Raw genomic sequence first — 21,366 nt, 5'->3', positions numbered from 1 at the left:
TCGCCAGCTTGCCAGTGGTCGCAAAAACACGACATTTGTATCTTGCTAGAACACGACATTCTCATGTTGCTCCTACATCAATCCATGCGCTAATTTGCATTATGTCAATCACGATTAACTAATCGCTACACGCATCCTCCGACAACGATGGCAAACTGCGCAAGTTCCGCGCGTTGCCGCATTCAAAGCGGTACGCCGCTTGCGCTCAAAGCACGACCTGCCTTTTCGGCCCGAGTCTCCAAGCCGACCCACGTCCCGATGAACACACGCCTGCTCGGTCTCACCCGCATCCCGTTCTTCCTGCCGCTCTCCAGCGCGACCCTGATGCTCGGCGTCGCGATGTCGTTCACCGCGCCGTATCTGTCGCTGTTCAGCGTCGAACAGGCGGATATGAGCCCCTTGAAGCTCGGCGTCTTCATGACGGTCATCGCCGCGAGCGGCGTCGTGGCCAGCGCGTTTGCCGGAAAATGGTCCGACAGGCACGGCCATCATCGGGAATTGCTGCTCGCGGCGCTCATTGCTTCATCGCTCGGTTTTCTGTTGATGTGCGTCGTGCGCAACTACACCGCGCTGGTCGTGATCGGCATCCTGTTTCTCGGCGCAGGCGGCTCCGCGATGTCGCTCGTGTTCTCGTTCGCGCGCGCCGCGTTGCCCGTCGACGACGAAGCCGAGCGGTCCCTCGCGCTCGCCACCTTGCGAACCGTTCTTTCGATGGCGTGGGTCTTCGGGCCCTCCGTCGGCGCGCTGGTGCTGGCCGGCGCCGGCTTCTACGGCCTGTTTCTGTTCGCGGCGGCCTGTTTCGTCGCGTGCGGCGCGATCGTCTGGCGCATGCACGGCTCGCCCAGGGGCGACCCGCACAGCGCACCGGCGCACTACGCCGGCGACCCGACATCGCTGCTCGAAGTCACCGCGCCCGACACCGAGGAGCTCGTCCCGCCGCACCCCGGCGCGTCGCATTCTCGCGCCGAGATCTGGCGCGCGACCGTCGCGATGACGCTCATCGGGCTCGCCGCGAGCGCTACGATGATCGTCCTGCCGCTCTACGTCGTGCACGGCATGCACGGCACGCGCATCGACGTATCGATCATGCTGGGCCTCGGCGCATTCCTCGAAATTCCGATGATGCTCGCGCTCGGCGCGCGTGCTTCGCGTCTCGACAAGCAGCGATGGCTCGCGTCGTGCGCCGTCGTGCATCTGATTTATTTCATTGCAGTGGCGGCGTCGCCCAACGTCCACTTCCTCATTCCGATGCAAGCCTTCAACGCCTTCGTCGTCTCGGTGACGTCGTGCCTCGGCATGACGTACATGCAGGATCTGATGCCGCAAAGCCCCGGATCGGCGACGGCGCTTTTCTTCAACGCGTCGCGCGTCGGATCGATCCTGTCGGGCGTTCTGTCCGGCGCGCTCGTGGCCGCGCTCGGCTATCGCGGCACGTTTCTCGTGTGCGGATGCATCGCGTTGAGCGCGGCGGTGCTGTTCGCCAATCCGCCGTTCGCGCTCATCGCGCGGCGCATTCTCGACTGGTGGAAGGCGCGGCGGCAGACATCGGCCTGACCTCTTCGCTGTCGGGGAATGGCAATATAGGCGCACCTTTCGTCGATTCCCACGCGACCATGTCTCAGCGCCTCCCGCCGCTCAACGCCCTGCGTCTCTTCGAAGCCGCCGCGCGCCATCGCAGTTTCAAGCTCGCGGCCGCCGAACTCAACGTGACGCCGGGTGCCGTGAGCCACGGCATCGGCGCGCTTGAAGCGATGCTCGGCGTCGAGCTTTTCGTGCGCGAGCCGCGCGGGCTGTCGCTCTCCGCCGCCGGCGAACACTATCTGCCGTACATCGCCGAAGCGTTTTCGCTTATCGTCGTCGGCACGCAGTCGCTGCCCGACAGGCGCAAGCGCCGCGCGATCTCGGTTACGTGCGCGCCGACGCTCGCGGCCCGCTGGCTCGTGCCGCGCCTCGCCGATTTCCGCGCGCGCTGGCCCAACATCGACGTCACCGTGGACACTTCGCGCCGCCAGGCGGGCTTTCCCGTCGACGGCTTCGACTTCGGCCTGCGCCTCTCGCGCGGCCCGGTCGATGGCGCATCGTCGTGGCAACGTCTCTTCGGCGAGCGGCTCGTGCCGGTGTGCAGCCCCGCCTATCGCGCGATGCTGACCGGCGCCGGCGGCGTTCCGGATCTCACCCGCGCCGCACTCATTCACATCGATACGGCCAGTCAGGACTGGCAAGCGTGGATGGACGGCGCGGGCATCGACGGTCTCGATCTGCACGGCGGCCTTCGCTTCGATACCGTTCAGCTCGGCTTCGATGCCGCCGCGGCCGGGCTTGGCGTCGTCATCGGCAGGCGTCCGCTCGTCGATCGCGAGCTGGCGGCGGGCACGCTGGTCGAAGCGTCCGCGACGAGCGTCGAGACGCAAACCGCCTACTGGCTCTGCGAGACGCCGCAAGCGAGCGCGCGCGCGGATTTCGTCGCGTTTCGCAACTGGCTGATCGAACAAGCGGCCGGTTTCGTCGATAACGGTTGAACTGCGCTCATCCGACGGCGAAATCTTTTCGTTTGTCAGCACGGACGTTCGCCTGCGACGATGGCCGCAAGGAGGAACGAGCCATGTCGTCTTTATCGACCACACGATCGGCCACGGACCGCGCGACGACGTGGGTGCTCATCGGCGCGGCCGCGCTGATCCTGAGCGCCGCGATGGGCGTGCGCCAGACGTTCGGGCTTTTCATCGGGCCGTTTTCGTTCGATCGCGGCATGCCCGTCACGCTGATCGCCTTCGCGATCGCGCTGCACAACCTCGTGTGGGGCTTCGCGCAGCCGTTCGCGGGCGCGGCCGCCGATCGATACGGCGCAGCGCCGGTCGTCGCGACGGGCGCGGCCACGTTTGCCGCCGGGCTCGCGCTCGCCGCCGCCGCGAGTTCCGGCTGGATGCTCGTGCTCGGTCTCGGCTTGCTCGTGGGCATCGGCATCAGTTGCACGAGTTTCGGCGTCGTGCTCGCGACGGTCGGACGCGTGGCGTCGCCGCAAACACGCAGCGTCGCGATGGGCCTGGCCAGCGCGGGCGGCTCGCTCGGCCAGGTGCTGATGGTGCCGTTCGCGCAGGAAGTGCGCGTGCATGCGGGCGTGCCGGCGTCGCTCTATGCCCTCGCCTTCGTGCTGCTGCTCGCCGCGCCGCTCGGCATCGCGCTCGATCGCGCGAGCCGCCGGAGCAAGGCATCTTCGGCATCGCATGAAACGCACGCGCAAGCCGCCGCGATGCCGTTGCGCGAAACGCTCGCGTATGCGTCGCGGCATCGCGGTTATCGGCTGCTGACGCTCGGCTTTTTCACTTGCGGCTTTCAGCTTGCGTTCATCGCGACACATCTGCCCGGCTATCTGATGCTGTGCCACATGCCGGTCGGACTCGGCGCGACCGCGCTCGCGCTGATCGGCCTCTTCAACATGATCGGCAGTTGGGGATGCGGCTGGCTCGGCGGACGCTGGCGGCAGCATCACGTCCTCGCGTGGCTCTATCTGATTCGGGGCGGCGCGATCGCCCTCTTCGTCCTGTTGCCGACGACGAGCGTATCCGTCGTCGTCTTCGCCGCCGTGATGGGCCTGACGTGGCTGGGCACGGTGCCGCTCACCAACGGACTCATCGCGAAGGTGTTCGGCACGCGGCATCTGGGCACGCTATTCGGCGTCGTGTTTCTCAGTCATCAGCTCGGATCGTTTCTCGGCGCGTGGCTCGGCGGCTACGTGTTCGACACGACCGGCTCGTACTCGCTGATCTGGGCCGCGACGGCAATCGCCGGACTCGTCGCGGCGCTGCTGCATTTTCCGATCGATGACCGGCCGGTCGCGGAAGCATCGCTCGCGGCGAGTTGATTTCGCGTCCGAAAAAAAACGCGCCACAATCGGCGCGTTTTTTTTCGATCGATTCACACGCTCAGCCGTGCCGCGCGACGGCGGCCTGCGCGTGGGCTTCGCGCGTCGAGCCTTTCGCCGGACGTCCCGCCCAATAGCCCGCGAGCATCGACCCCGACAGGTTGTGCCACACCGAAAAAAGTGCGCCGGGCAACGCCGCGATCGGCGTGAAATACAGCTTGCCGAGCGTCGCCGCGAGCCCCGAGTTCTGCATGCCGACTTCGATTGCCAGCGTGCGGCAGACGGCTTCGTCGAAGCCGAGCAGACGCCCGCCCCAATAGCCGCCCAATAGACCGATGCCGTTGTGCAGCACCACGCCCACCGCGACGACCATGCCCACCGACGCGATGCTCTTCTGCGTGCCGCCGACCACCGCGGCGATGATGAGCAGGATCGCCACCATCGACACGAGCGGCAGCATCCACTCGATCTTGCGCACGAGCTTGCCGAACAGATGGTTCACGACGAGGCCGATGACGATAGGCAGCGCGACGATCTGCACGATGCTCATCAGCATGCCGTGCACGTCGACGGCGATGGAGGCATCGACATAAAGGCGCGTGAGCAGCGGCGTCGCGAACACGCCGACGAGCGTCGAGAGCGCGCTGATCGTGACGGACAGCGCCACGTCGCCACGCGCGAGATAGATCATCACGTTCGACGCTGTGCCGCTCGCGACGCTGCCGACGAGCACCATGCCCGCCATCAGATCGGGAGGCATGTGCAGCGCTTTCGCGATGACCCACGCGGCGAGCGGCATCACGAGGTAATGCAGCACGATGCCCGCGATGACCGGCGCGGGCCGCGTGAACACGCGCCTGAAATCGTCGATGGAAAGCGTGACGCCCATCGACAGCATGATGATCGTGAGAAGCGTCGTGACGTGCGGCGCGATGCCCGTCACGGATGAAGGCGCGCTATAGGCGGCGATGGAAACCAGCACGGCCCAGAGCGGGAAAAGGCGGGTGATGCGGGCAAGCATGAAAACGATCCTCGAATGTCGTTGCGTGTCGTGTGTGGTTCAGCGAAAGCGGCGGTGCGCGGGTTGACCGGACAGGCGCAGACGGACGAAAGCTTGCCCTCGTGGGGCGGACGCTGCCCGCGATGCCGGCGCGCGCGGGTCACGCGCGGTCTCTCTAGCCGATCGTCGGGCAGGCGCCGCATTTTACCCGTCGCGCGACGGGTTTTCGGAATTCGCTTAATTCCCGCGACGCGCGCATACGCTCGCCAACTCATTCGCGGCTCATTCTCCGGCGTCATCATGCGCATCAAACAACCACTTGCAAGGAGATGATCATGACGCCAATCGCCATCGTTCAAGGCACGCCGACGTGGGTCTGGGTGCTGCTCGCATTTCTTTTGTATCGCGGCATCAAGGCGATGCAGGCCAGCACCACCCCGCTGTCGAAGCTCGCAATCGTTCCGATTATTTTCGCGGGCATGGGCATCGCGCATCTCGTCGCGTCGCCGCTCGCCGGATGGATGGCCGTCGCCGTGTGGATCGCCACGCTGGGGGCGGGCATCGTCGGCGGCGTGTTCCTTGCGAGCCAGAGCCGCTTCATCGTCGATCCGATCGCGCGAACCGTGATGCTGCCCGGCTCCATGTTGCCGATGCTGCTGATCCTCGCGACGTTCATCGCGAAGTTCTGGCTCGGCTTCGAGATGGCGACCGTCGCCTATCTGCCCGCGCTCACGACCTATGCGGCGATCGACGCCGCCGTGTCGGGCATCGTCGCGGGCATCTTCGCGGGACGCTTCTTCACGTACTGGAAAACGATGCACGCGCTGCGCGCTTCGTGGGCTTGACCCTGATTGCTGCGGTCGCGCGTCGGGCCATCGGAACGCGCGATCGGGCAAATGGCGTCACACTTGTTACTCTCCGTTTTCCGCTATCGGAGTCAGACTGAATCACGGCAAACAACGAGCAAGAGTCCAACTCAGGAGGTTGCAAGGCCATGACTACATCCGACGAAACAGGGATGCGCACGCCGCCCGTCGTGTCGCAGGAGCAATGGGAAGCAGCGCGTCAGCAGTTGCTGGTGAAGGAGAAAGCCCAGACGCGCGCGCGCGACGCGCTCGCCGCTGAACGCCGCCGCATGCCCTGGACCGCCGTGAAGACGGACTACATGTTCGAAGGCCCCGCGGGCAAGATCGGCTTTCTCGATCTTTTCGATGGCCGGCGTCAGTTGATCGTCTATCGCGCGTTCTATGAGCCGGGCGTCTTCGGATGGCCGGAGCACGCGTGCCGCGGCTGCTCGCTGGTCGCGGATCAGGTCGCGCATCTTGCACATCTGAATGCGCGCGACACGACGCTCGTCTTCGTATCGCGCGCGCCGCAGCAGGACATCGCGCGGCTGAAGGAACGCATGGGCTGGACCATTCCCTGGTTCACGCTGACGGATCGCTTCGATGCCGACTTCGGCGTCGACGAGTGGCACGGCACGAACGTGTTCTTCCGCGAAGGAGACCGTGCATTTCGCACGTACTTTCTCAACAATCGCGGCGACGAGCAGATGGGCAATACCTGGAACTATCTCGACATCACGCCGCTCGGCCGACAGGAACTCTGGGAAGACTCGCCTGAAGGCTATCCGCAGACACCGACCTATAAGTGGTGGAACTGGCACGACCGTTATGTCGACGATGCGCCGCCCGATAAAAAATGGGTCGAAATCTCCGATGCCGGCGAAGCGGCATTCCGTGCTGAAAGCGCAAGGAACAAGGTCTAAAAACGAGCGATGTTGAATGCGGAACCGGTCATCATTTCTTGCCGGTTCCGTTCCGCATTTTTGTGGAACGATTTAGCTAAAGTTTTCAGCAAACGTTTCCGTAAACACAATCATCAACAGTGACGCCTCCGTCGCGCACGGCTCTCCCGCACCAGCCGGCACTATTCGCCGCTTTCGCCTGGACGCCCTCTCGTCCATCTCCTCCACGGATAATCTGCAATGAAGAAGTCGTTGGCCGCATGCGCGGCCGCTATCGGCACGCTCGCCGCGCTTGCCGCTCCGCTCTCGCACGCCCGCGAAATCTACGGTCAGATCGGCACCGAAGGCGTGGGCATCGGCTACTCGGAACCGCTCGGCACGCGCGACAACGTGCGCGCCGAATTCAACGGCCTGAAGTTCTCGCATAACTTCGACGCTGGCGGTCTTCACTACGACGGCACCGCGAGCATCTATCACGGCGGCTTCTATTTCGACTTTTTTCCGGCGCCGGGAACGGTCGGTTTTCGCATCACGGCTGGCGCGCTCATCGGCGGCGATCATGTCGATGGCACCGCGACCAGCATGAACGGCACCTACACCATCGACGGCATCGCTTATCCGACTTTCGGGGAAAGCATTCACGCCAAGGCTAAGTTCCCGGCCGTGCGTCCGTATATCGGCATCGGCTTCGGGCATACGCCTGTTGCCGAGAAAGGCTTTTCCGCGTTCTTCGATGCAGGCGTCGCGTATGGCCGCCCGCGCGTCACGCTCGACGTTCCGGCGGATATCGTCGCGGCGGCGGGACAGGAAAACATCGACGCGGAACAGCAGGATCTGCAGAACAAGGCGGACAAGTTGCGCTTCTATCCGATCGTAAAGGTCGGCGTCACTTATCGCTTCTGATCGCGCTTCTGATAGCGCTTCTGATCGCGTTACTGGATTGCGTCCGCGAACGTCAGCCATTCGCCGACGATCGCTTCGGGCGCATCTTCCTGCATCAGATGCCCTGATCCGCGCACGCGCGTAAAGCGCGCGCCCGGAATCAGCGATGCGAGTTCGACACCGCGCTCGACCGGTATCCACTCGTCCTCTTCGCCCCAAAGAATCGATACGGGGCATTTCAATTCGCCATAGCGCGATTGCACTTCATCGGTATAGCGCTGATCCATCTGCGCGATCTGCCGATAGAACGCGGCCTGCCCGACTTTGCCGGTCCACGGCCGCGTATAGACGCGCAGCGTCTCTTGCTGCAACCGCCGATGCGCCGCACCCTGCAGATATGCATCGAGCATCGCCTGATGCATGTACGGCGGCACACCCGCAAACGCGGCTTCATGCTGTCGCACATGACGCACGAAGGGCGATCCCCACGGCGCGACGGCGACCGGATCGACGAGCATCAGCGAACGATACGCGCAGCCGTCGATCAACGCGGCTCGCACCGATGTCGCGCCGCCGAAATCGTGTGCGAGCACATCGGGCAAGGCACCGTTCCACTCACCGCACCAGTGCGCGAGAAGCGCCGCGAGCACGCGATTCTGCACGCCGAGCGATACGTCCTGCCCCTCGCGCATCTCCGACGCACCGTAGCCCAGCAGATCGAAGTAATGCACACGCCGCAAACGCGCCGCTACCGGTGCGATGCGTCGCCACACCTGCGATGAAAACGGCGTGCCGTGCACCATCACGAGCGGCGCGCCCTCGCCGATCATGCCGTAGCGCACGGCTTGTCCTTCGTATTCGAAAACGTGATCGAGTGGCAGCGTATCGTTCGATTCGTTCATGGCTCAACGCAGATTCGTGCGCGCGAGTTCGACGATCTCATCGCCGCGCCCGCTCAGGATCGCTCGCAACATATAGAGGCTGAAGCCCTTCGCTTGCGACAGTTCGATGGTCGGCGGCATCGCGAGTTCATGCTTCGACGTGACGACATCGACGACCGCCGGTCCCTTGTGCGCGAACGCTTCGCGCAGCGCGTTTTCGAGTTGCTCCGATTCCTCGACGCGCACCGACCAGATGCCCGCGCCCTTCGCGATCTGCGAGAAATCGGTCTTGCTGAGATCGACGTTGGTGTCGAGATAGCCGCCAGCCTTCAGTTCCATCGACACGAAACCGAGCAGGCTGTTGTTGAACACGACGACCTTGATCGGGAGATCGAGTTGCACGGCCGAGAGCAGATCGCCGAGCAGCATCGACAAACCGCCGTCGCCCGATAGCGAAACGACTTGCCGTTGCGGCCGCGCGGCCTGAGCGCCGAGCGCCTGCGGCATTGCGTTTGCCATCGAGCCGTGATTGAACGAGCCGTGCAACTGACGCTTGCCGTTCATTGTCAGATAACGCGCGGCCCACAGTGTCGGCGTACCGACGTCGACGGTGAAGATCGCGTCGTCGGCTGCGATTTCATCGACGAGCTTCGTCAGATATTGCGGATGAATCGGACGTCCCGGCGCGGATGGCGTCGCGAGATCGTCGAGGTCCTTGCGGGCGGTCGCATAGTGCTTCAATGCGTTCTCGAGAAAACGCCGCTCGTCCTTGCGTTGGAGCTTCGGCAAGAGCGCCGCGAGCGTTTCCTTGATCGTGCCGACGAGCCCCATTTCCAGCGGCGCGCGGCGTCCGAGTTGCGAGCCGCGCCAGTCGATCTGCACGATCTTCGCTTGCGGCGGATAGAACGGGCGATACGGAAAATCGCATCCGAGCAGGAGCAGCGTGTCGCACGACATCATCGCGTGATAGCCCGAACTGAAACCGATGAGCCCTGTCATGCCGACATCGAACGGGTTGTCGTACTCGATGAACTGCTTGCCGCGCAACGCATGCACGATCGGTGCCCCGAGCGTATCGGCGAGCGCGACCACTTCGTCGTGCGAGCCGGCGACGCCGCTGCCGCACATGATCGTCACCGCTTCGCAGCCGTTCAGAAGGCTCGCGAGCTTGTCGAGATCGGCGTCTGCCGGCACGATCGCGCCCGGCGCGCTCGCGGTCCAGCGCGGCTCGACGGCCGGGCCTTCGCTCAATGCGACGTCGCCCGGCAACACGATCACCGCGACGCCGCGCTGATCGATCGCGGCGCGCATCGCACGTTCGAGCACGCGCGGAAACTGCGACGCATTCGACACCAGCTCCACGAAGTGACTGCATTCCCTGAACAATTCCTGCGGATGCGTTTCCTGAAAGTAGCCGAGGCCGATTTCCGTCGACGGAATGTGCGCCGCGATGGCGAGCACCGGTTGATGATTGCGATGACAGTCGTAAAGACCATTGATGAGATGCAGATTGCCTGGGCCGCAACTGCCCGCGCATACGGCGAGTTTGCCTGTCGCGGCGGCATCGGCTCCGGCCGCGAAAGCGGCTGCTTCCTCGTGACGCGTATGCATCCAGCGGATCGAGCCGACACGATCGAGGCTGAACGCCAAACCGTTCAGGCTGTCGCCCGTCACGCCCCAGATTCGCTCTACGCCCGCCGCCGCCAGTGTCTTCGCCAGATAGTCCGCTATCGTGCCCTTGGCCATGATGTGTCCCGTGATGAAGAGAGGATGTCCAGTGATCGACGGAGCCGCGCACGGAATGACGTGGCGCGCATCCGTGTTGGCTCAATGCATGCAGGATTCAAAACGCAAAAGGAGTGTACGCCGGAGCGCGGCGGTTTGTCCTGAACCGTGTCGAGACCGCGTGGTGCGGGCGTTCAGGATAGGCGATCGCGGTATTTTGAATGCATCATTCCGGAAGGAATCCGGTATGCGTAATGCAAACGACAACGGCGGCGGATCGATGACCCGCCGCCGTTGCGCATGACTGAAGCGAGACCCTGCGCTCAGGCGCCCTTGCGCATGTTCTCCGGCAGATCCCGTCCGTGATACTTCTTGTAGATCGTGTTGAGGTTGCCGCTCTTCATGTTCGCGCCGACCCAGTTGTTCACCCATTCCTTCAGGCGCGGCTGGTCCTTGTTCATCGCGATGCCGAGATCGAACGTCTTCTGCTCGAACTTCATCTCGATGTTGCGTTGCGGAGCGCGATCCTGCATCTCCTTCAGGTTCGAAGGCGTGCTCGAGAAGATGTCGACCTGTCCCGTGACCATCGACGTGATGAGCGTCGCATCGTCTTCATAGCGTTGAATCTGTGCGCCCTTCGCCTGCTGTGTCGTCAGCGTGTCGTTCACCGTTGCACGCGTGAGGCCGATGGTCTTGCCGTCGAGATCCGCATAGCTCTTCACGTTCGCCGTCTTCACGCCGCCAACGATGATCGAGATGACCGCATACGGGTTCGAGAAATCGACGACTTTGGCGCGCTCCGGCGTGACCGACAGCGAGGAAATCACGAGGTCCGCGCGCTTCGCCTGCAGCGTCGGAATGCGCGCGGCGTTGGTGATCTGCACGAGTTCTAGCTTCACGCCGAGATCCTTCGCAAGCGCGGCGGCAGTATCGACGTCCGATCCCGCGGGCTTCAGGTTCTGGTCGGCATAGCTGAAGAGCGGCGTGCCGATGGCGATCGCGACGCGCACGACGCCTGCCTTCTTGATGTCGTCGAGTTCATCGGCCATCACGCTGTGAACCGCGCCTGCCATCATCAACGTTGCGAGCGTTGCGCGTGCAATGATTGATTTCGCTTTCAAGTTACGTCTCCGTCGTTATTAGTGTTGCTGAATTGATGCTGCGGTTATCAAAGTCCGTTATCGAGGAATGCGCGCAATTCGGGTGTGCGCGGCGCATCGAGCATGCTGCCGTCGCCCACTTCCCAAACCGTTCCCTGATGCATGTAGATGATGCGATCCGCCACGCGCTTCGCGAAGGCCATCTCGTGCGTGACGAGCAGCATCGTCATGCCGTCGGCAGCGAGGTCTTCCATCACGCGCAGCACTTCGCCCGTCAGTTGCGGATCGAGCGCCGAGGTCACTTCGTCGAACAGCATCACCTTTGGCGACATCGCGAGCGAGCGCGCGATCGCCACGCGCTGCTGCTGTCCGCCCGACAATTGCTCGGGATACGCATCGGCCTTCTGTCCGAGACCGACTTGCTCCAGCACGTTTATCGCAATGCGCCGCGCTTCGTCGCGCGACATCTTCTTGACGTGACGCAGCGCGAGCATGATGTTCTCTTCGACCGTCAGATGCGGAAAGAGGTTGTAGCTTTGAAACACGATGCCCACTTCGCGGCGCAACAGATGCAGATCGACCTTCGGATCATCGACGCGAATGCCGCACACTTCGATTTGCCCTTGGTCGATCGTCTCCAGCCTGTCGATGCAACGCAACGCCGTGCTCTTGCCCGAACCGCTCGCGCCGATCACGGCGATCATCTCGCCCTTGTTGACTTCGAAGGAAACGCCCTTGAGAACATGATTGGAGCCGAAGCTCTTGTGAATATCGCCGACCTTAACGATTGCTGACATTGAGCTTGTTCTCCATCGATTGGCTCCAGCGCGATAGCGGATAGCACAGGACGAAATAGAAAGCGCCGACCAGACCGAAGATGAGGAACGGCTGGAAGATCGAGTTATTGATGATCTGCCCCGCGCGCGTCAGCTCGATGAAGCCGATCACCGAAGCAAGCGACGTCATCTTGATGAGCTGCACGAGAAACCCGACGGTCGGCGGCAGCGCGAGACGCATCGCCTGCGGGATGATGACGAGGCGCAGCGTCTGCCAGCGCGTGAGCGACAGGCATTCCGACGCTTCCCACTGCGGCTTGGGCATCGCTTCGATACAGCCGCGCCAGATATCGCCGAGATATGCGCTCGAATAGATCATCAGCGCGAGGCCGGCCGCGACGAGGGCGGGCACCTGATAGCCGTACACCGACAGGCCGAAGTACACGATGAACAGCAGGATCAGCAGCGGTATGCCCTGAATCGCCTCGATATACACGAGCGCCACGCGCGCAAGCCATGCGCGCGGCGAGATGCGCGCGAGCATCACGACAAAGCCGCCGATACCGCCGAGCACGAACGCAAGCGCGGAAAGCACGAGCGTCCAGCCGATCGATTGCACTAGATAGACAAGGTGCGATGACGTGAATCCGCCGCTCATGCCGCACCTCCGGGAATGACCGTATCGATGCGCTGCGGATCGGGCGGCGTCTTGCCGGCGCGTTTAGCAGCAAGCCGGATCGCGCGGCGGCGCTTGAAGAGATGCTCTCCCACCGCCCACGCGATGAGCTTGATGACGAGCGACAACGCCAGATATAGCGCCGCGACCACGATGTACGTTTCGAGCGAGCGGAACGTATCGGACTGCACAGTGTTCGCGACCGCCGTGAGCTCTTCGGCCGAAATCTGCGAGGCGATCGCGGAGGCCTGCATCATCAGCAGGAACTGGCTCGTCAGCGCGGGATAGACCTTTTCGATCGACGGCTGCAACATCACATGCCAGCCGATGCGCCACTTCGGAAGCCCGAGGCATTCGGCCGCTTCGATTTGTCCGCGTGGCACCGATTCGAGTCCCGCGCGGATGATCTCGGCCGCATATGCGCCGATGTTGATCGTCATCGCGAGCGCGGCGGCCGCGAACGTCGGCATGCGCAAGCCGATGCTCGCAAGACCGAAGTACAGCAGAAAGATCTGCACGAGGAACGGCGTATTGCGCACCGCCTCGATATAGACGATGCACAGGCGCGTCAGGACCGGCACTTTCGCGCGCTTCGCGAACGCCACCAGCATGCCGAGAATCAGCCCGAAGAACACAGCCACGCAAGTCATCTTGAGCGTGAGCCATGCGCCCAGCAGGAACGTCGGCCAGTACGGCAGCAGCGGTGAAAAATCGAGAGAGAACATGGCGGCAAGAGTTCCTGTCAGGTGTGGGCGCTAACACGCTGTGCGCCCGCTCTGGATGTATGACGACATACTACGAGTGCCGTGATACTGCATTTCGCATGCATTAAACCGGATCGAACGGGCCAGTCGTCGTGAAGGCACCGCCCTGCAGCACCGCCACGGGATCGGTGGGCGCCGGCGGCGGCGTCGCTTCGACCTTTTCGCGGAACTGCTCGGACGAGTCACGCGGAACGAAGCCGAGATGCGCGGCGCAGCGGTTGTCCCACCATGTATGCGCGTTCGCCGACATGCCGAAGACGATCGTGTGGCCGACGTCTTTCGTGAAGAGACTGCGGCGCAACAGGTCATGAAAATCGTCGTAGCTCATCCAGCTCGCCATCATGCGGCGGTCCTTCGGCTCCGGAAACACGGAGCCGATACGAATGCTCACCGTCTCGATGCCGTACCGGTCGAAATACATTTGCGCCATGTCCTCGCCGAAGGACTTCGACAAGCCGTAGTAGCCATCGGGGCGCTTGCGCGCAGTGGCGTCGATTCGTTCGTCCTGCCGATAGAAACCCGTGACGTGATTCGAGCTTGCGAACACGATGCGCTTCACGCCCTGACGGCGCGCCGCTTCGTAAAGATTGAAAACGCCCTTGATGTTGGCTTCGAGAATCTCTTCGAACGGACGCTCGACCGATACCCCGCCGAGATGAATGATCGCGTCGCAGTCCATCGCAAGCGCATCGACGGCGTCGCGGTCGGCGAGATCGCAAGGAGCGATCTCTTCGTGAGGCGCGGCGTCGCCCTGCAACACGCCAGGCAAGTCGGAGATCCGCACATGCCGCGCGAACTCGGCGACGCGATGCCGGATCGCGCGGCCGATTCCGCCGGCGGCGCCCGTCAGCAACAGACGATCGAATTGCGCATCTTCGTCGGCGGACGGCGTGCTGGTTTGTTGTTCCATCGTGTTGTGTCTCCTGAAGGCTGTCGTCGCTAGGGATTACCCTGCGCGCATCTTCTTGTACGTTGTCATATCACTGCATGACGCATATCATCATTTGCCGAACGATTTGTCAATGTGTGTAAAACCCACGCCAACGAGAATACCGTGACGCTATCGCCCGATCTTCATGCCGGCACCGACGCATCCTCGATTGCATCGCCGCAAGCGCGACGCAGTCTGACCGCGCAACTCGTCGACGCCTTGCGCGCCCAGATCGATGCACAGGAACTGAAGGGCGGCAGCAGGCTCGCGACGGAAGCGGAAATGGTTCAGCGCTTCGGCGTGAGCCGCACCGTCGTGCGTGAGGCGCTGTCGCGTCTGCAAGCGGCAGGACTCGTGGAAACGCGGCATGGCATCGGTACGTTCGTGTGTGAAGCGGGCATGTCGCCTCTTCTGCAACTCGATCCCGCCGATGTCGCCGGTTCGATGGATGCGCTCGCCATCCTCGAATTGCGCATTAGTCTCGAAACCGAAAGCGCGGGACTTGCCGCAATGCGTTGCGATGCCGCGCGTCTTGCGACGATGCGCTCGACGCTCGGGGACTTTTCAAGAAATGTGGGCGAAGCAAGCGATACCGTATCGCCCGATCTGCGCTTTCACATGGAGATCGCGCATGCAACGGGCAATCGCTATTTCGTCGAGATCATGGAGCATCTGGGCACGCGCATGATTCCGCGCACGCGCATCACGGCGACGCCGATTCCGCGCGATCAATACGCGGATTACCTGATGCGCGTGAATCGCGAGCATGAACAGATCGCGGACGCCATTGAACGCGGCGATGCCGATTCGGCGCGCACCGCGATGCGTCTGCATCTGATCAACAGCCGGGAGAGATTGCGACGCGCGCAGTCGTCGCTTGAATGAATACGCGAGTACCGCGCGTTGGCGCGGTACTCGCGATGCAACATCAACGCGCCATGTTCGGCTCGCCATCCTCGACGTCATGCGCGCCGGAAATCGTCTCCAGTGCCTGATCGTGATGCAGCAGCAGGACCGCCGCCACGCCGACCATGCCCGCCCCTGCCAGGCACAGCAGGCCCGCGCCGAAGCCTCCCGTGCTGTCCTTGATCCAGCCCATCGCATAGGGACCGAAGAACCCCGCGAGATTGCCGAGCGAGTTGATCGCCGCGATGCCGCCCGCCGCCGCCGCACCCGAAAGGAACGAGGCCGGCAGCGTCCAGATCACCGGCAGGCAACCGAAGATGCCGAAGCCCGCGATCGACAGCGCGATCATCTTCATCACTGGATCGTCGAGGCCCGCCGATGCCGCGATGCCGCCCGCCGCGACCATCAACGCAATCGCGACATGCCAGCGCCGTTCGAGCTTGCGATCCGAATGACGGCCCCACAGCACCATGCTGATCACGCCCACGGCATAGGGCAATGACGTGACGAAGCCGGTCTGCAAGTTGGAAAGACCGAACGATTTGACGATCTGCGGCAGGAAGAAGCTCAGCCCATAGTTCGTGGCATTCGCGCCAAAGTAGATCAGGGCAATGGCGAGCACGCGCGGATTGAAAATGGCTTCCTTCACGCTGAACGCATGCACGGATTCGCGATGCGCGCGCTCTTGCGCCTGACGATCGACGAGCCAGTCACGCTCTTCTTTTGCAAGCCAGTGTGCGTCGGAAGGCTTGTCGGTCAGATAGAAGTACACGACGAACGCGAGCAGCAACGCGGGAATCGCTTCGATCAGATACAGCCACTGCCAGCCCGCCATGCCGTTGATGCCGTCCATCTGCAAGAGCGCGCCGGAGATCGGTCCGCCGATCACGGTGGACAGTGGAATCGCCGCCATGAAATAGCCGACGACGCGGCCGCGATACTTCGCCGGGAACCACAAGGTCAGCAGAAAGATGATGCCGGGAAAGAAGCCCGCTTCCGCGACGCCGAGCAGGATGCGCAAGCCATAGAACACGTATGCGTTGGAGAGGCCCGTCGCCTGCGCGATATGCGGAATGTAGGCCATCGCGGCTGCGAGGATGCCCCACGTGAACATGATGCGTGCGATCCAGCGGCGCGCGCCGAATCGTTCGAGCAGCAGGTTCGAAGGAACCTCGAAAAAGAAATAGGCGATGAAGAAAATGCCGGCGCCGAAACCGAACATGCTCGCAGTGAAACCGAGCGCCTTGTTCATCTGCAATGCGGCAAAGCCGACGTTGACGCGGTCCAGATATGCGATGAAGTAACACAAGATCAGGAACGGCACGAGGCGAACCATCACGCGCTTCATGGTGCGAGCTTCAAGGTCCATCAATGTCTCCTCCGGATTAGAGAATCTGTTGATCGCGGGTGCTTGAGATACCTGCGGAGACTACTCTTTCAGAAGGACTTGCAGCATTGGTGTTTGTGCTTGGTATCGGTTCCGAAGGGGGACGTGTCCATCATTTCGATGCGCGCCAATAAAGTGCGCTCGAATCGTTTGCGTCCCAAATCATGCGAAAAAAATGCGGACGGGGCGAATGATCGCCCCGTTTTCGTGAAGTTTATGCTACCGGTAACAGCGCGGCGTACTCCGGCTCCGGTAATCCTTGCACGCCGGGGTTCAATGCGAACACGTGACCGTCGTCGTCAGCGGCATTCATTGCCGGACGAATAGTCGTGACATAGAGCGTTTTCAGATCGCTGCCGCCGAACGCGCACATCGACGGCTTGCTCGCAGGTAGCACGATCTCGCGATCGAGTTCGCCGCGCGGTGTGAAACGCAGCAGGCGGCCGGCGTCGTTCGCACACGTCCAGTAGCAGCCGTCCGCATCGACCGCGGCGCCATCGGGACGGCCCGCGTAGTGATGCAGATCGGCAAATGCGCGCTGCGCGTGCGGCGTGCCGGTGTCGGGGTCGAAGTCGAATGCCCAGATCATGCGCCGTTGCGGATGCGAGTCCGACAAATACATCGTTCTGCCATCCGGCGACCATGCCAGGCCGTTCTGCGTGATCAGACCATCGACGACCGATTCCGACAAAGCGCCCTGCTCATCGAAGCGATACAGCGCGCCGACGGCACTCGCGAGCGACATGTCCATCACCATCGTTCCGGCCCAGAAGCGCCCTTGCCTGTCGCAGCGGCCATCGTTGAAGCGCATGCCCGTCGCGGGAAACGAAGGCGCTGCGAGCTTCACGGCGTGCGCCTGGTTAGCGTCGGCGAGCGTCACGCCGAACATGCCGCTTTCCATGCCCGCGACGACGCGCCCAGCCTTGTCGAACGCAAAGCATGCGACCTGTTCGTCGAACGCCCATTCCGTACGTCTCGCGCTTTCGATCTCGAGCCTGACGATCCGTCGCGCGGGAATATCGACCCAATACAGCGCGCCCTCTTGCGCGCGCCATACCGGACATTCGCCGACGGTCGCGCGCCCGGCCGCGTCGATGCGTTCCGCGCGCACGGCGGCGCTCATCGCTTGCGCTCCATCGGCTCGCCCAATACGAACGGGCCGCCCTGGAAGCGCTGCGCCGGATCATCGCGATCGGCGCTCGGTCCGGTCACCGGAAAGAGCCCGTCGAACTGGGCCGAGCTGTCTTGCGGATTGAAGCCGAGGAAGCCCGCCTTCGAGTTGTCCCACCACTTCACCGGATTGTCAGAAGCGCCGTACACCACCGCATGACCGACGCGATTCGTGAACAGCGAGCAGCGCACGAGCTCGATGAAATCGCGGTAGCTCAGATACGTGACGAGCATGCGCGGATTCTTCGGCTCCTCGAACGACGAACCGATGCGCAGGTTCACCGTCTCGATGCCGAAGCGATCGAAGTAATAGCGCGACAGAGATTCGCCGAAGCACTTGGTCACGCCATAAAGACTGTCCGGGCGATGGGGCGAATCGGCGTCGAGCACTTCGGTGACTGGATGAAAGCCGATTGCATGGTTCGAGCTCGCGAACACGATGCGCTTCACCCCATGACGGCGCGCCGCTTCATAGATGTTGTACGTACCGCGGATATTCGCTTCGATCAGATCGTCGAACGGCGCGTCGATCGAGATGCCGCCGAGATGCACGATCGCGTCGACGCCCTCGACGAGCTGCATCACCTTGTCGCGATCCGCGAGATCGACGGCGCTGATCTCTTCATGGCTCGCTGCATCGTCGAGCGGCGCGATGTCGGAGAGCCTCACGACGTCGGCCCATTGAGCGAGCGCGCCGCGCAACTGACGACCCAAATTGCCGGCCGCGCCGGTCAGAAGCAGACGCTTGAACGGCTTGGCCGCTGCGTTTGGCTGATTCATCGAGACTCCTGTCAATACGTACTGATGCGTTGAAAGCAATAAGGAAGAAAACGTTTTCGGGACTATATCGATCGGCGCGACGCGCCGTCAATCGCCGTCTGGCATGCAAAACGCCGCACGCAAAACGCAAGTTTCGATGTCATCGTTTCCCGAATTTCTGCGACAATCCGTTAACAGTGCGAAAACGTTACCCTCCGAATGAAAAAAATTTCCCCGACCATTCGCGACGTCGCCGCTGCGGCGGGCGTCTCCGTCGCGACCGTCTCGAAGTACATCAATGGCGCGCAGCGCTTCTCCGCGCCGGTCGAGGCCAAGCTCAAGGAAGCCATCGATTCGCTCGGCTACCGCTCGAACCCGCTTGCGCGCTCGATGATTACCGGCAAGACGCGCACCATCGGTCTCACGATCCTCGACATCAGCAATCCGCACTTCACGCATGTCGTGAAAGGCGCGAACCGCATTGCGCTGCGGCACGACTACACGCTGCTGCTCGTCGATATCGACGAGAATCAGGCGCGCGAGCGGCCGCTCATCGAAGCGCTCGCGCAACGCGTGGACGGCCTGCTCGTCAGCTCGCGCCTGGCAGACGAAAACGCGCAGTGGATGCTCGATCTCGACAAGCCCGTCGTGCTGCTGCGTAACGCCGAGCTGCCGATTCCGAGCGTCGGCATCAACAGCCGCCTCGCTACTTACATGCTCGCGCGTCATCTGCTCGATCTCGGGCATCGCCGCATCGCGTATCTCGGCTTCGAGCACGCGCGCATCAACGATGAACGCATTCGCGGCGCGCGCGAGTGTCTCGCCGAAGCGGGCCTCGAACTCGATATCTACGAAGCCCATGCGCCAACGTCGCTTGCCGGCGAACAGGCTTGCTCGCGCGTGATGCTCGGTCCGAAGCGCCCGCAAGCGGTGATCTGCTACAACGACCTGATCGCGCTCGGCTTCATGAAGGAAGCCGCTTCGCTCGGCATTCGCGTGCCGCAGGACGTCTCGGTGACCGGCATCGACAACGTGCCCTACGGCGCATACGCCGCGCCGGGACTCACGACCGTCGACATTCAGAGCGAGAAGATGGGCGAACTCGCGATGCAGAAGCTCATCGACGCCCTCGCCGGTCATCCCGATCCGGGCAACTCCATGTTCGAGCCGCGGCTCATCGTGCGTGAATCGACTGCTGCCGCTGCATGACGTACGCCGCGCTGCCTGCAAGTTGCGAGTGCGGGCGGCGCGGCGCATGTCTTGACTAATAATCGCTAATACGAATTACGCTGCGAGCTTCGCCGGCGTCATCTTCGGCGTGAGCAAGTGCATGATCCCGAAGGCGATGAGATACGCCGATGCGCCGATCGCGAACAGCACCCAGTAGTGACCCGTGCGTTGCAGCACCTGGCCGATCACTTCCGAGAACAGCACGCCGCCGATCGAACCGGCCATGCCGCCGATGCCGACCACCGCGCCCACCGCACGTCGCGGGAACAAGTCCGATGCCGTCGTGAAGAGGTTCGCCGACCAGCCCTGATGCGCTGCTGCGGCGAGACCGACGATGGCCACCGCGACCCACAGGTTTTCTGCCTGCGAAACGAACGCGATCGGCAACACGGCGCATGCGCAGATCAGCATTGCCGTCTTGCGCGCCGCATTCACGGTCCAGCCCGCGCGCAGCAGCGCGGAAGAAATCCAGCCGCCGCCGATGCTGCCGATGGTCGTGATCGCGTAGATCACGACGAGCGGCAAGCCGATGTGCTGCATGTCCATGCCGCGCGATTCGTTGAGCCACTTCGGCAGCCAGAACAGATAGAACCACCACACCGGGTCCGTCAGGAACTTGCCGACGATGAACGCCCACGTCTCACGCTTCCTGATGAGTTCCTTGAACCCCGGCGCGCGCGCCTTGGCGTTGGCCGCGTCGGCGGCGTTGGTGTCGTCGCCTTCGTCGGCGATTTCGTCGTCGTGCGCGCGGCCGTCCGGCTGGCGGTACATCACGAACCACACGACGAGCCACACGAGGCCGATCGCGCCGACCATCACGAACGCAGCGCGCCACCCGAAGGCCACCGCGAGCGCGGGAATGAGTGCCGGTGCGAAGACCGCGCCGATGTTCGCGCCGGAATTAAAAATACCAGTCGCGAGGGCGCGCTCACGGCGCGGGAACCATTCGGCGGTCGTCTTGATGGCCGCGGGGAAGTTGCCGCCCTCGCCGATGCCCAGCAGCGCGCGGACCATGGCGAAGCCCATCACGGAGCCGACGGCCGCGTGCAGCATCGCGGCGATGCTCCAGACGAACATCGCGAGCGCATAAGAGATGCGCGTGCCGAGCCAGTCGACGATACGCCCGAAACACAGCAGGCCGATCGCATAGAAAGCCGAGAACGCGATCACGATGCGGCCGTACTGCACCTGCGTCCAGCCGATGTCGTGCTGCAGCATCGGGGCGAGCAGACCGAGGATCTGCCGGTCCATGTAGTTGATGACCGTGGCGAAAAACAGCAGCGCGCACACGGTCCAGCGATAGCGGCTGGCGGTACGCACGACGCCGGCAACGACAGTGTTCATGTAAGTCTCCGGACGCGGCGGCGCTCGTCGTGCCGCGTTTCTTGTTGCGTGAACGGCGACGAGCGCCGTGGGCGATGGCTTTGCGCCGGTTAAAAGCGCAAGCTCGCCGAGGTTTTGGAAAACGTTTTTTCGAAGAATAGTGGGTTTGCTGCCTACTGGCTATCCTAGTATTTGCCCTAATCTGTGGCAGAACTGTTGCTGACGGGCCAATTGGAGGCCCTTTCAC

20 protein-coding genes are annotated in these 21,366 nt (G+C 62.9%); 8 read left to right on the top strand and 12 right to left on the bottom strand.

Annotation, left to right across the window (positions count from 1 at the left end; all coding sequences use genetic code 11):
* Nucleotides 1-258: 258 nt before the first annotated feature.
* From NCR93_RS21180 to NCR93_RS21170, 3 genes are all read left to right on the top strand, one after another.
* The gene (locus NCR93_RS21180) at nucleotides 259-1,554 is read left to right on the top strand and encodes a sugar efflux transporter (RefSeq protein WP_175980829.1); all 1,296 of its coding nucleotides are present in this window, start codon (nucleotides 259-261) and stop codon (nucleotides 1,552-1,554) included.
* A gap of 59 nt (nucleotides 1,555-1,613) precedes the next feature.
* Complete coding sequence (locus NCR93_RS21175) at nucleotides 1,614-2,519, top strand: LysR substrate-binding domain-containing protein (RefSeq protein WP_175980827.1); 906 nt, start codon at nucleotides 1,614-1,616, stop codon at nucleotides 2,517-2,519.
* A gap of 83 nt (nucleotides 2,520-2,602) precedes the next feature.
* Nucleotides 2,603-3,862, top strand: coding sequence for an MFS transporter (locus NCR93_RS21170; protein WP_175980825.1), 1,260 nt, complete (start codon nucleotides 2,603-2,605; stop codon nucleotides 3,860-3,862).
* Nucleotides 3,863-3,923: 61 nt separating this feature from the next.
* Here NCR93_RS21170 and panS read toward each other — a convergent pair whose 3' ends face one another.
* Nucleotides 3,924-4,883 (bottom strand): ketopantoate/pantoate/pantothenate transporter PanS, encoded by a 960-nt coding sequence (panS, locus tag NCR93_RS21165; protein WP_008348034.1) that lies wholly within the window; start codon nucleotides 4,881-4,883, stop codon nucleotides 3,924-3,926.
* A 314-nt stretch (nucleotides 4,884-5,197) separates the two neighbouring features.
* Between panS and NCR93_RS21160 the strand changes: the two genes are divergently transcribed.
* The 3 genes from NCR93_RS21160 (at nucleotide 5,198) to NCR93_RS21150 (ending at nucleotide 7,512) form a co-directional block, all read left to right on the top strand.
* Nucleotides 5,198-5,707: a DUF6622 family protein gene (locus NCR93_RS21160; RefSeq protein ID WP_008348033.1), complete on the top strand. Its 510-nt coding sequence runs from the start codon at nucleotides 5,198-5,200 to the stop codon at nucleotides 5,705-5,707.
* Between the two features lie 149 nt (nucleotides 5,708-5,856).
* Complete coding sequence (locus tag NCR93_RS21155; RefSeq protein WP_175980823.1) at nucleotides 5,857-6,630, top strand: DUF899 domain-containing protein; 774 nt, start codon at nucleotides 5,857-5,859, stop codon at nucleotides 6,628-6,630.
* A 219-nt stretch (nucleotides 6,631-6,849) separates the two neighbouring features.
* A complete protein-coding gene (locus NCR93_RS21150) occupies nucleotides 6,850-7,512 on the top strand; it encodes a hypothetical protein (protein ID WP_008348031.1) in 663 nt (220 codons plus the stop codon).
* A 29-nt stretch (nucleotides 7,513-7,541) separates the two neighbouring features.
* Here the strand turns inward: NCR93_RS21150 and NCR93_RS21145 are convergent, their stop codons facing one another.
* The 7 genes from NCR93_RS21145 to NCR93_RS21115 form a co-directional block, all read right to left on the bottom strand.
* On the bottom strand, nucleotides 7,542-8,393 hold the full coding sequence (locus NCR93_RS21145; protein ID WP_175980821.1) for an alpha/beta fold hydrolase: 852 nt from the start codon (nucleotides 8,391-8,393) through the stop codon (nucleotides 7,542-7,544).
* A 3-nt stretch (nucleotides 8,394-8,396) separates the two neighbouring features.
* Nucleotides 8,397-10,118, bottom strand: coding sequence for a ubiquinone-dependent pyruvate dehydrogenase (poxB, locus tag NCR93_RS21140; RefSeq protein ID WP_033536202.1), 1,722 nt, complete (start codon nucleotides 10,116-10,118; stop codon nucleotides 8,397-8,399).
* Between the two features lie 302 nt (nucleotides 10,119-10,420).
* Nucleotides 10,421-11,218 (bottom strand): transporter substrate-binding domain-containing protein, encoded by a 798-nt coding sequence (locus NCR93_RS21135; RefSeq protein ID WP_008348028.1) that lies wholly within the window; start codon nucleotides 11,216-11,218, stop codon nucleotides 10,421-10,423.
* Nucleotides 11,219-11,265: 47 nt separating this feature from the next.
* The gene (locus NCR93_RS21130; RefSeq protein ID WP_175980819.1) at nucleotides 11,266-11,994 is read right to left on the bottom strand and encodes an amino acid ABC transporter ATP-binding protein; all 729 of its coding nucleotides are present in this window, start codon (nucleotides 11,992-11,994) and stop codon (nucleotides 11,266-11,268) included.
* On the bottom strand, nucleotides 11,978-12,631 hold the full coding sequence (locus NCR93_RS21125; protein ID WP_175980817.1) for an amino acid ABC transporter permease: 654 nt from the start codon (nucleotides 12,629-12,631) through the stop codon (nucleotides 11,978-11,980). Before NCR93_RS21125 ends, NCR93_RS21130 begins: the two co-directional genes overlap by 17 nt.
* Nucleotides 12,628-13,374, bottom strand: a complete 747-nt coding sequence (locus NCR93_RS21120; protein WP_175980815.1) for an amino acid ABC transporter permease — start codon at nucleotides 13,372-13,374, stop codon at nucleotides 12,628-12,630. Before NCR93_RS21120 ends, NCR93_RS21125 begins: the two co-directional genes overlap by 4 nt.
* Nucleotides 13,375-13,477: 103 nt before the next feature.
* A complete protein-coding gene (locus NCR93_RS21115; RefSeq protein ID WP_008348024.1) occupies nucleotides 13,478-14,323 on the bottom strand; it encodes an NAD-dependent epimerase/dehydratase family protein in 846 nt (281 codons plus the stop codon).
* Nucleotides 14,324-14,467: 144 nt separating this feature from the next.
* Between NCR93_RS21115 and NCR93_RS21110 the strand changes: the two genes are divergently transcribed.
* On the top strand, nucleotides 14,468-15,229 hold the full coding sequence (locus NCR93_RS21110) for a FadR/GntR family transcriptional regulator (protein ID WP_175980814.1): 762 nt from the start codon (nucleotides 14,468-14,470) through the stop codon (nucleotides 15,227-15,229).
* 43 nt (nucleotides 15,230-15,272) lie between these two features.
* Here NCR93_RS21110 and NCR93_RS21105 read toward each other — a convergent pair whose 3' ends face one another.
* The 3 genes from NCR93_RS21105 to NCR93_RS21095 all read right to left on the bottom strand — a co-directional run bounded on the left by NCR93_RS21105 (nucleotide 15,273) and on the right by NCR93_RS21095 (nucleotide 18,587).
* On the bottom strand, nucleotides 15,273-16,619 hold the full coding sequence (locus NCR93_RS21105) for an MFS transporter (protein ID WP_008348022.1): 1,347 nt from the start codon (nucleotides 16,617-16,619) through the stop codon (nucleotides 15,273-15,275).
* A gap of 232 nt (nucleotides 16,620-16,851) precedes the next feature.
* Nucleotides 16,852-17,760, bottom strand: a complete 909-nt coding sequence (locus NCR93_RS21100) for an SMP-30/gluconolactonase/LRE family protein (protein WP_175980812.1) — start codon at nucleotides 17,758-17,760, stop codon at nucleotides 16,852-16,854.
* Nucleotides 17,757-18,587, bottom strand: a complete 831-nt coding sequence (locus NCR93_RS21095) for an NAD-dependent epimerase/dehydratase family protein (protein ID WP_008348019.1) — start codon at nucleotides 18,585-18,587, stop codon at nucleotides 17,757-17,759. Before NCR93_RS21095 ends, NCR93_RS21100 begins: the two co-directional genes overlap by 4 nt.
* Before the next feature lie 198 nt (nucleotides 18,588-18,785).
* Between NCR93_RS21095 and NCR93_RS21090 the strand changes: the two genes are divergently transcribed.
* Nucleotides 18,786-19,775, top strand: a complete 990-nt coding sequence (locus NCR93_RS21090) for a LacI family DNA-binding transcriptional regulator (RefSeq protein ID WP_008348017.1) — start codon at nucleotides 18,786-18,788, stop codon at nucleotides 19,773-19,775.
* Between the two features lie 75 nt (nucleotides 19,776-19,850).
* Here NCR93_RS21090 and NCR93_RS21085 read toward each other — a convergent pair whose 3' ends face one another.
* Complete coding sequence (locus NCR93_RS21085; protein ID WP_175980811.1) at nucleotides 19,851-21,140, bottom strand: MFS transporter; 1,290 nt, start codon at nucleotides 21,138-21,140, stop codon at nucleotides 19,851-19,853.
* Between the last annotated feature and the right edge of the window lie 226 nt (nucleotides 21,141-21,366).

Origin of the sequence: Caballeronia sp. ATUFL_F1_KS39 (assembly GCF_023630985.1) — a bacterium.
GTDB classification, from domain to species: Bacteria; Pseudomonadota; Gammaproteobacteria; order Burkholderiales; family Burkholderiaceae; genus Caballeronia; species Caballeronia zhejiangensis.
This window is presented reverse-complemented; position numbering and strand designations above follow the sequence as displayed.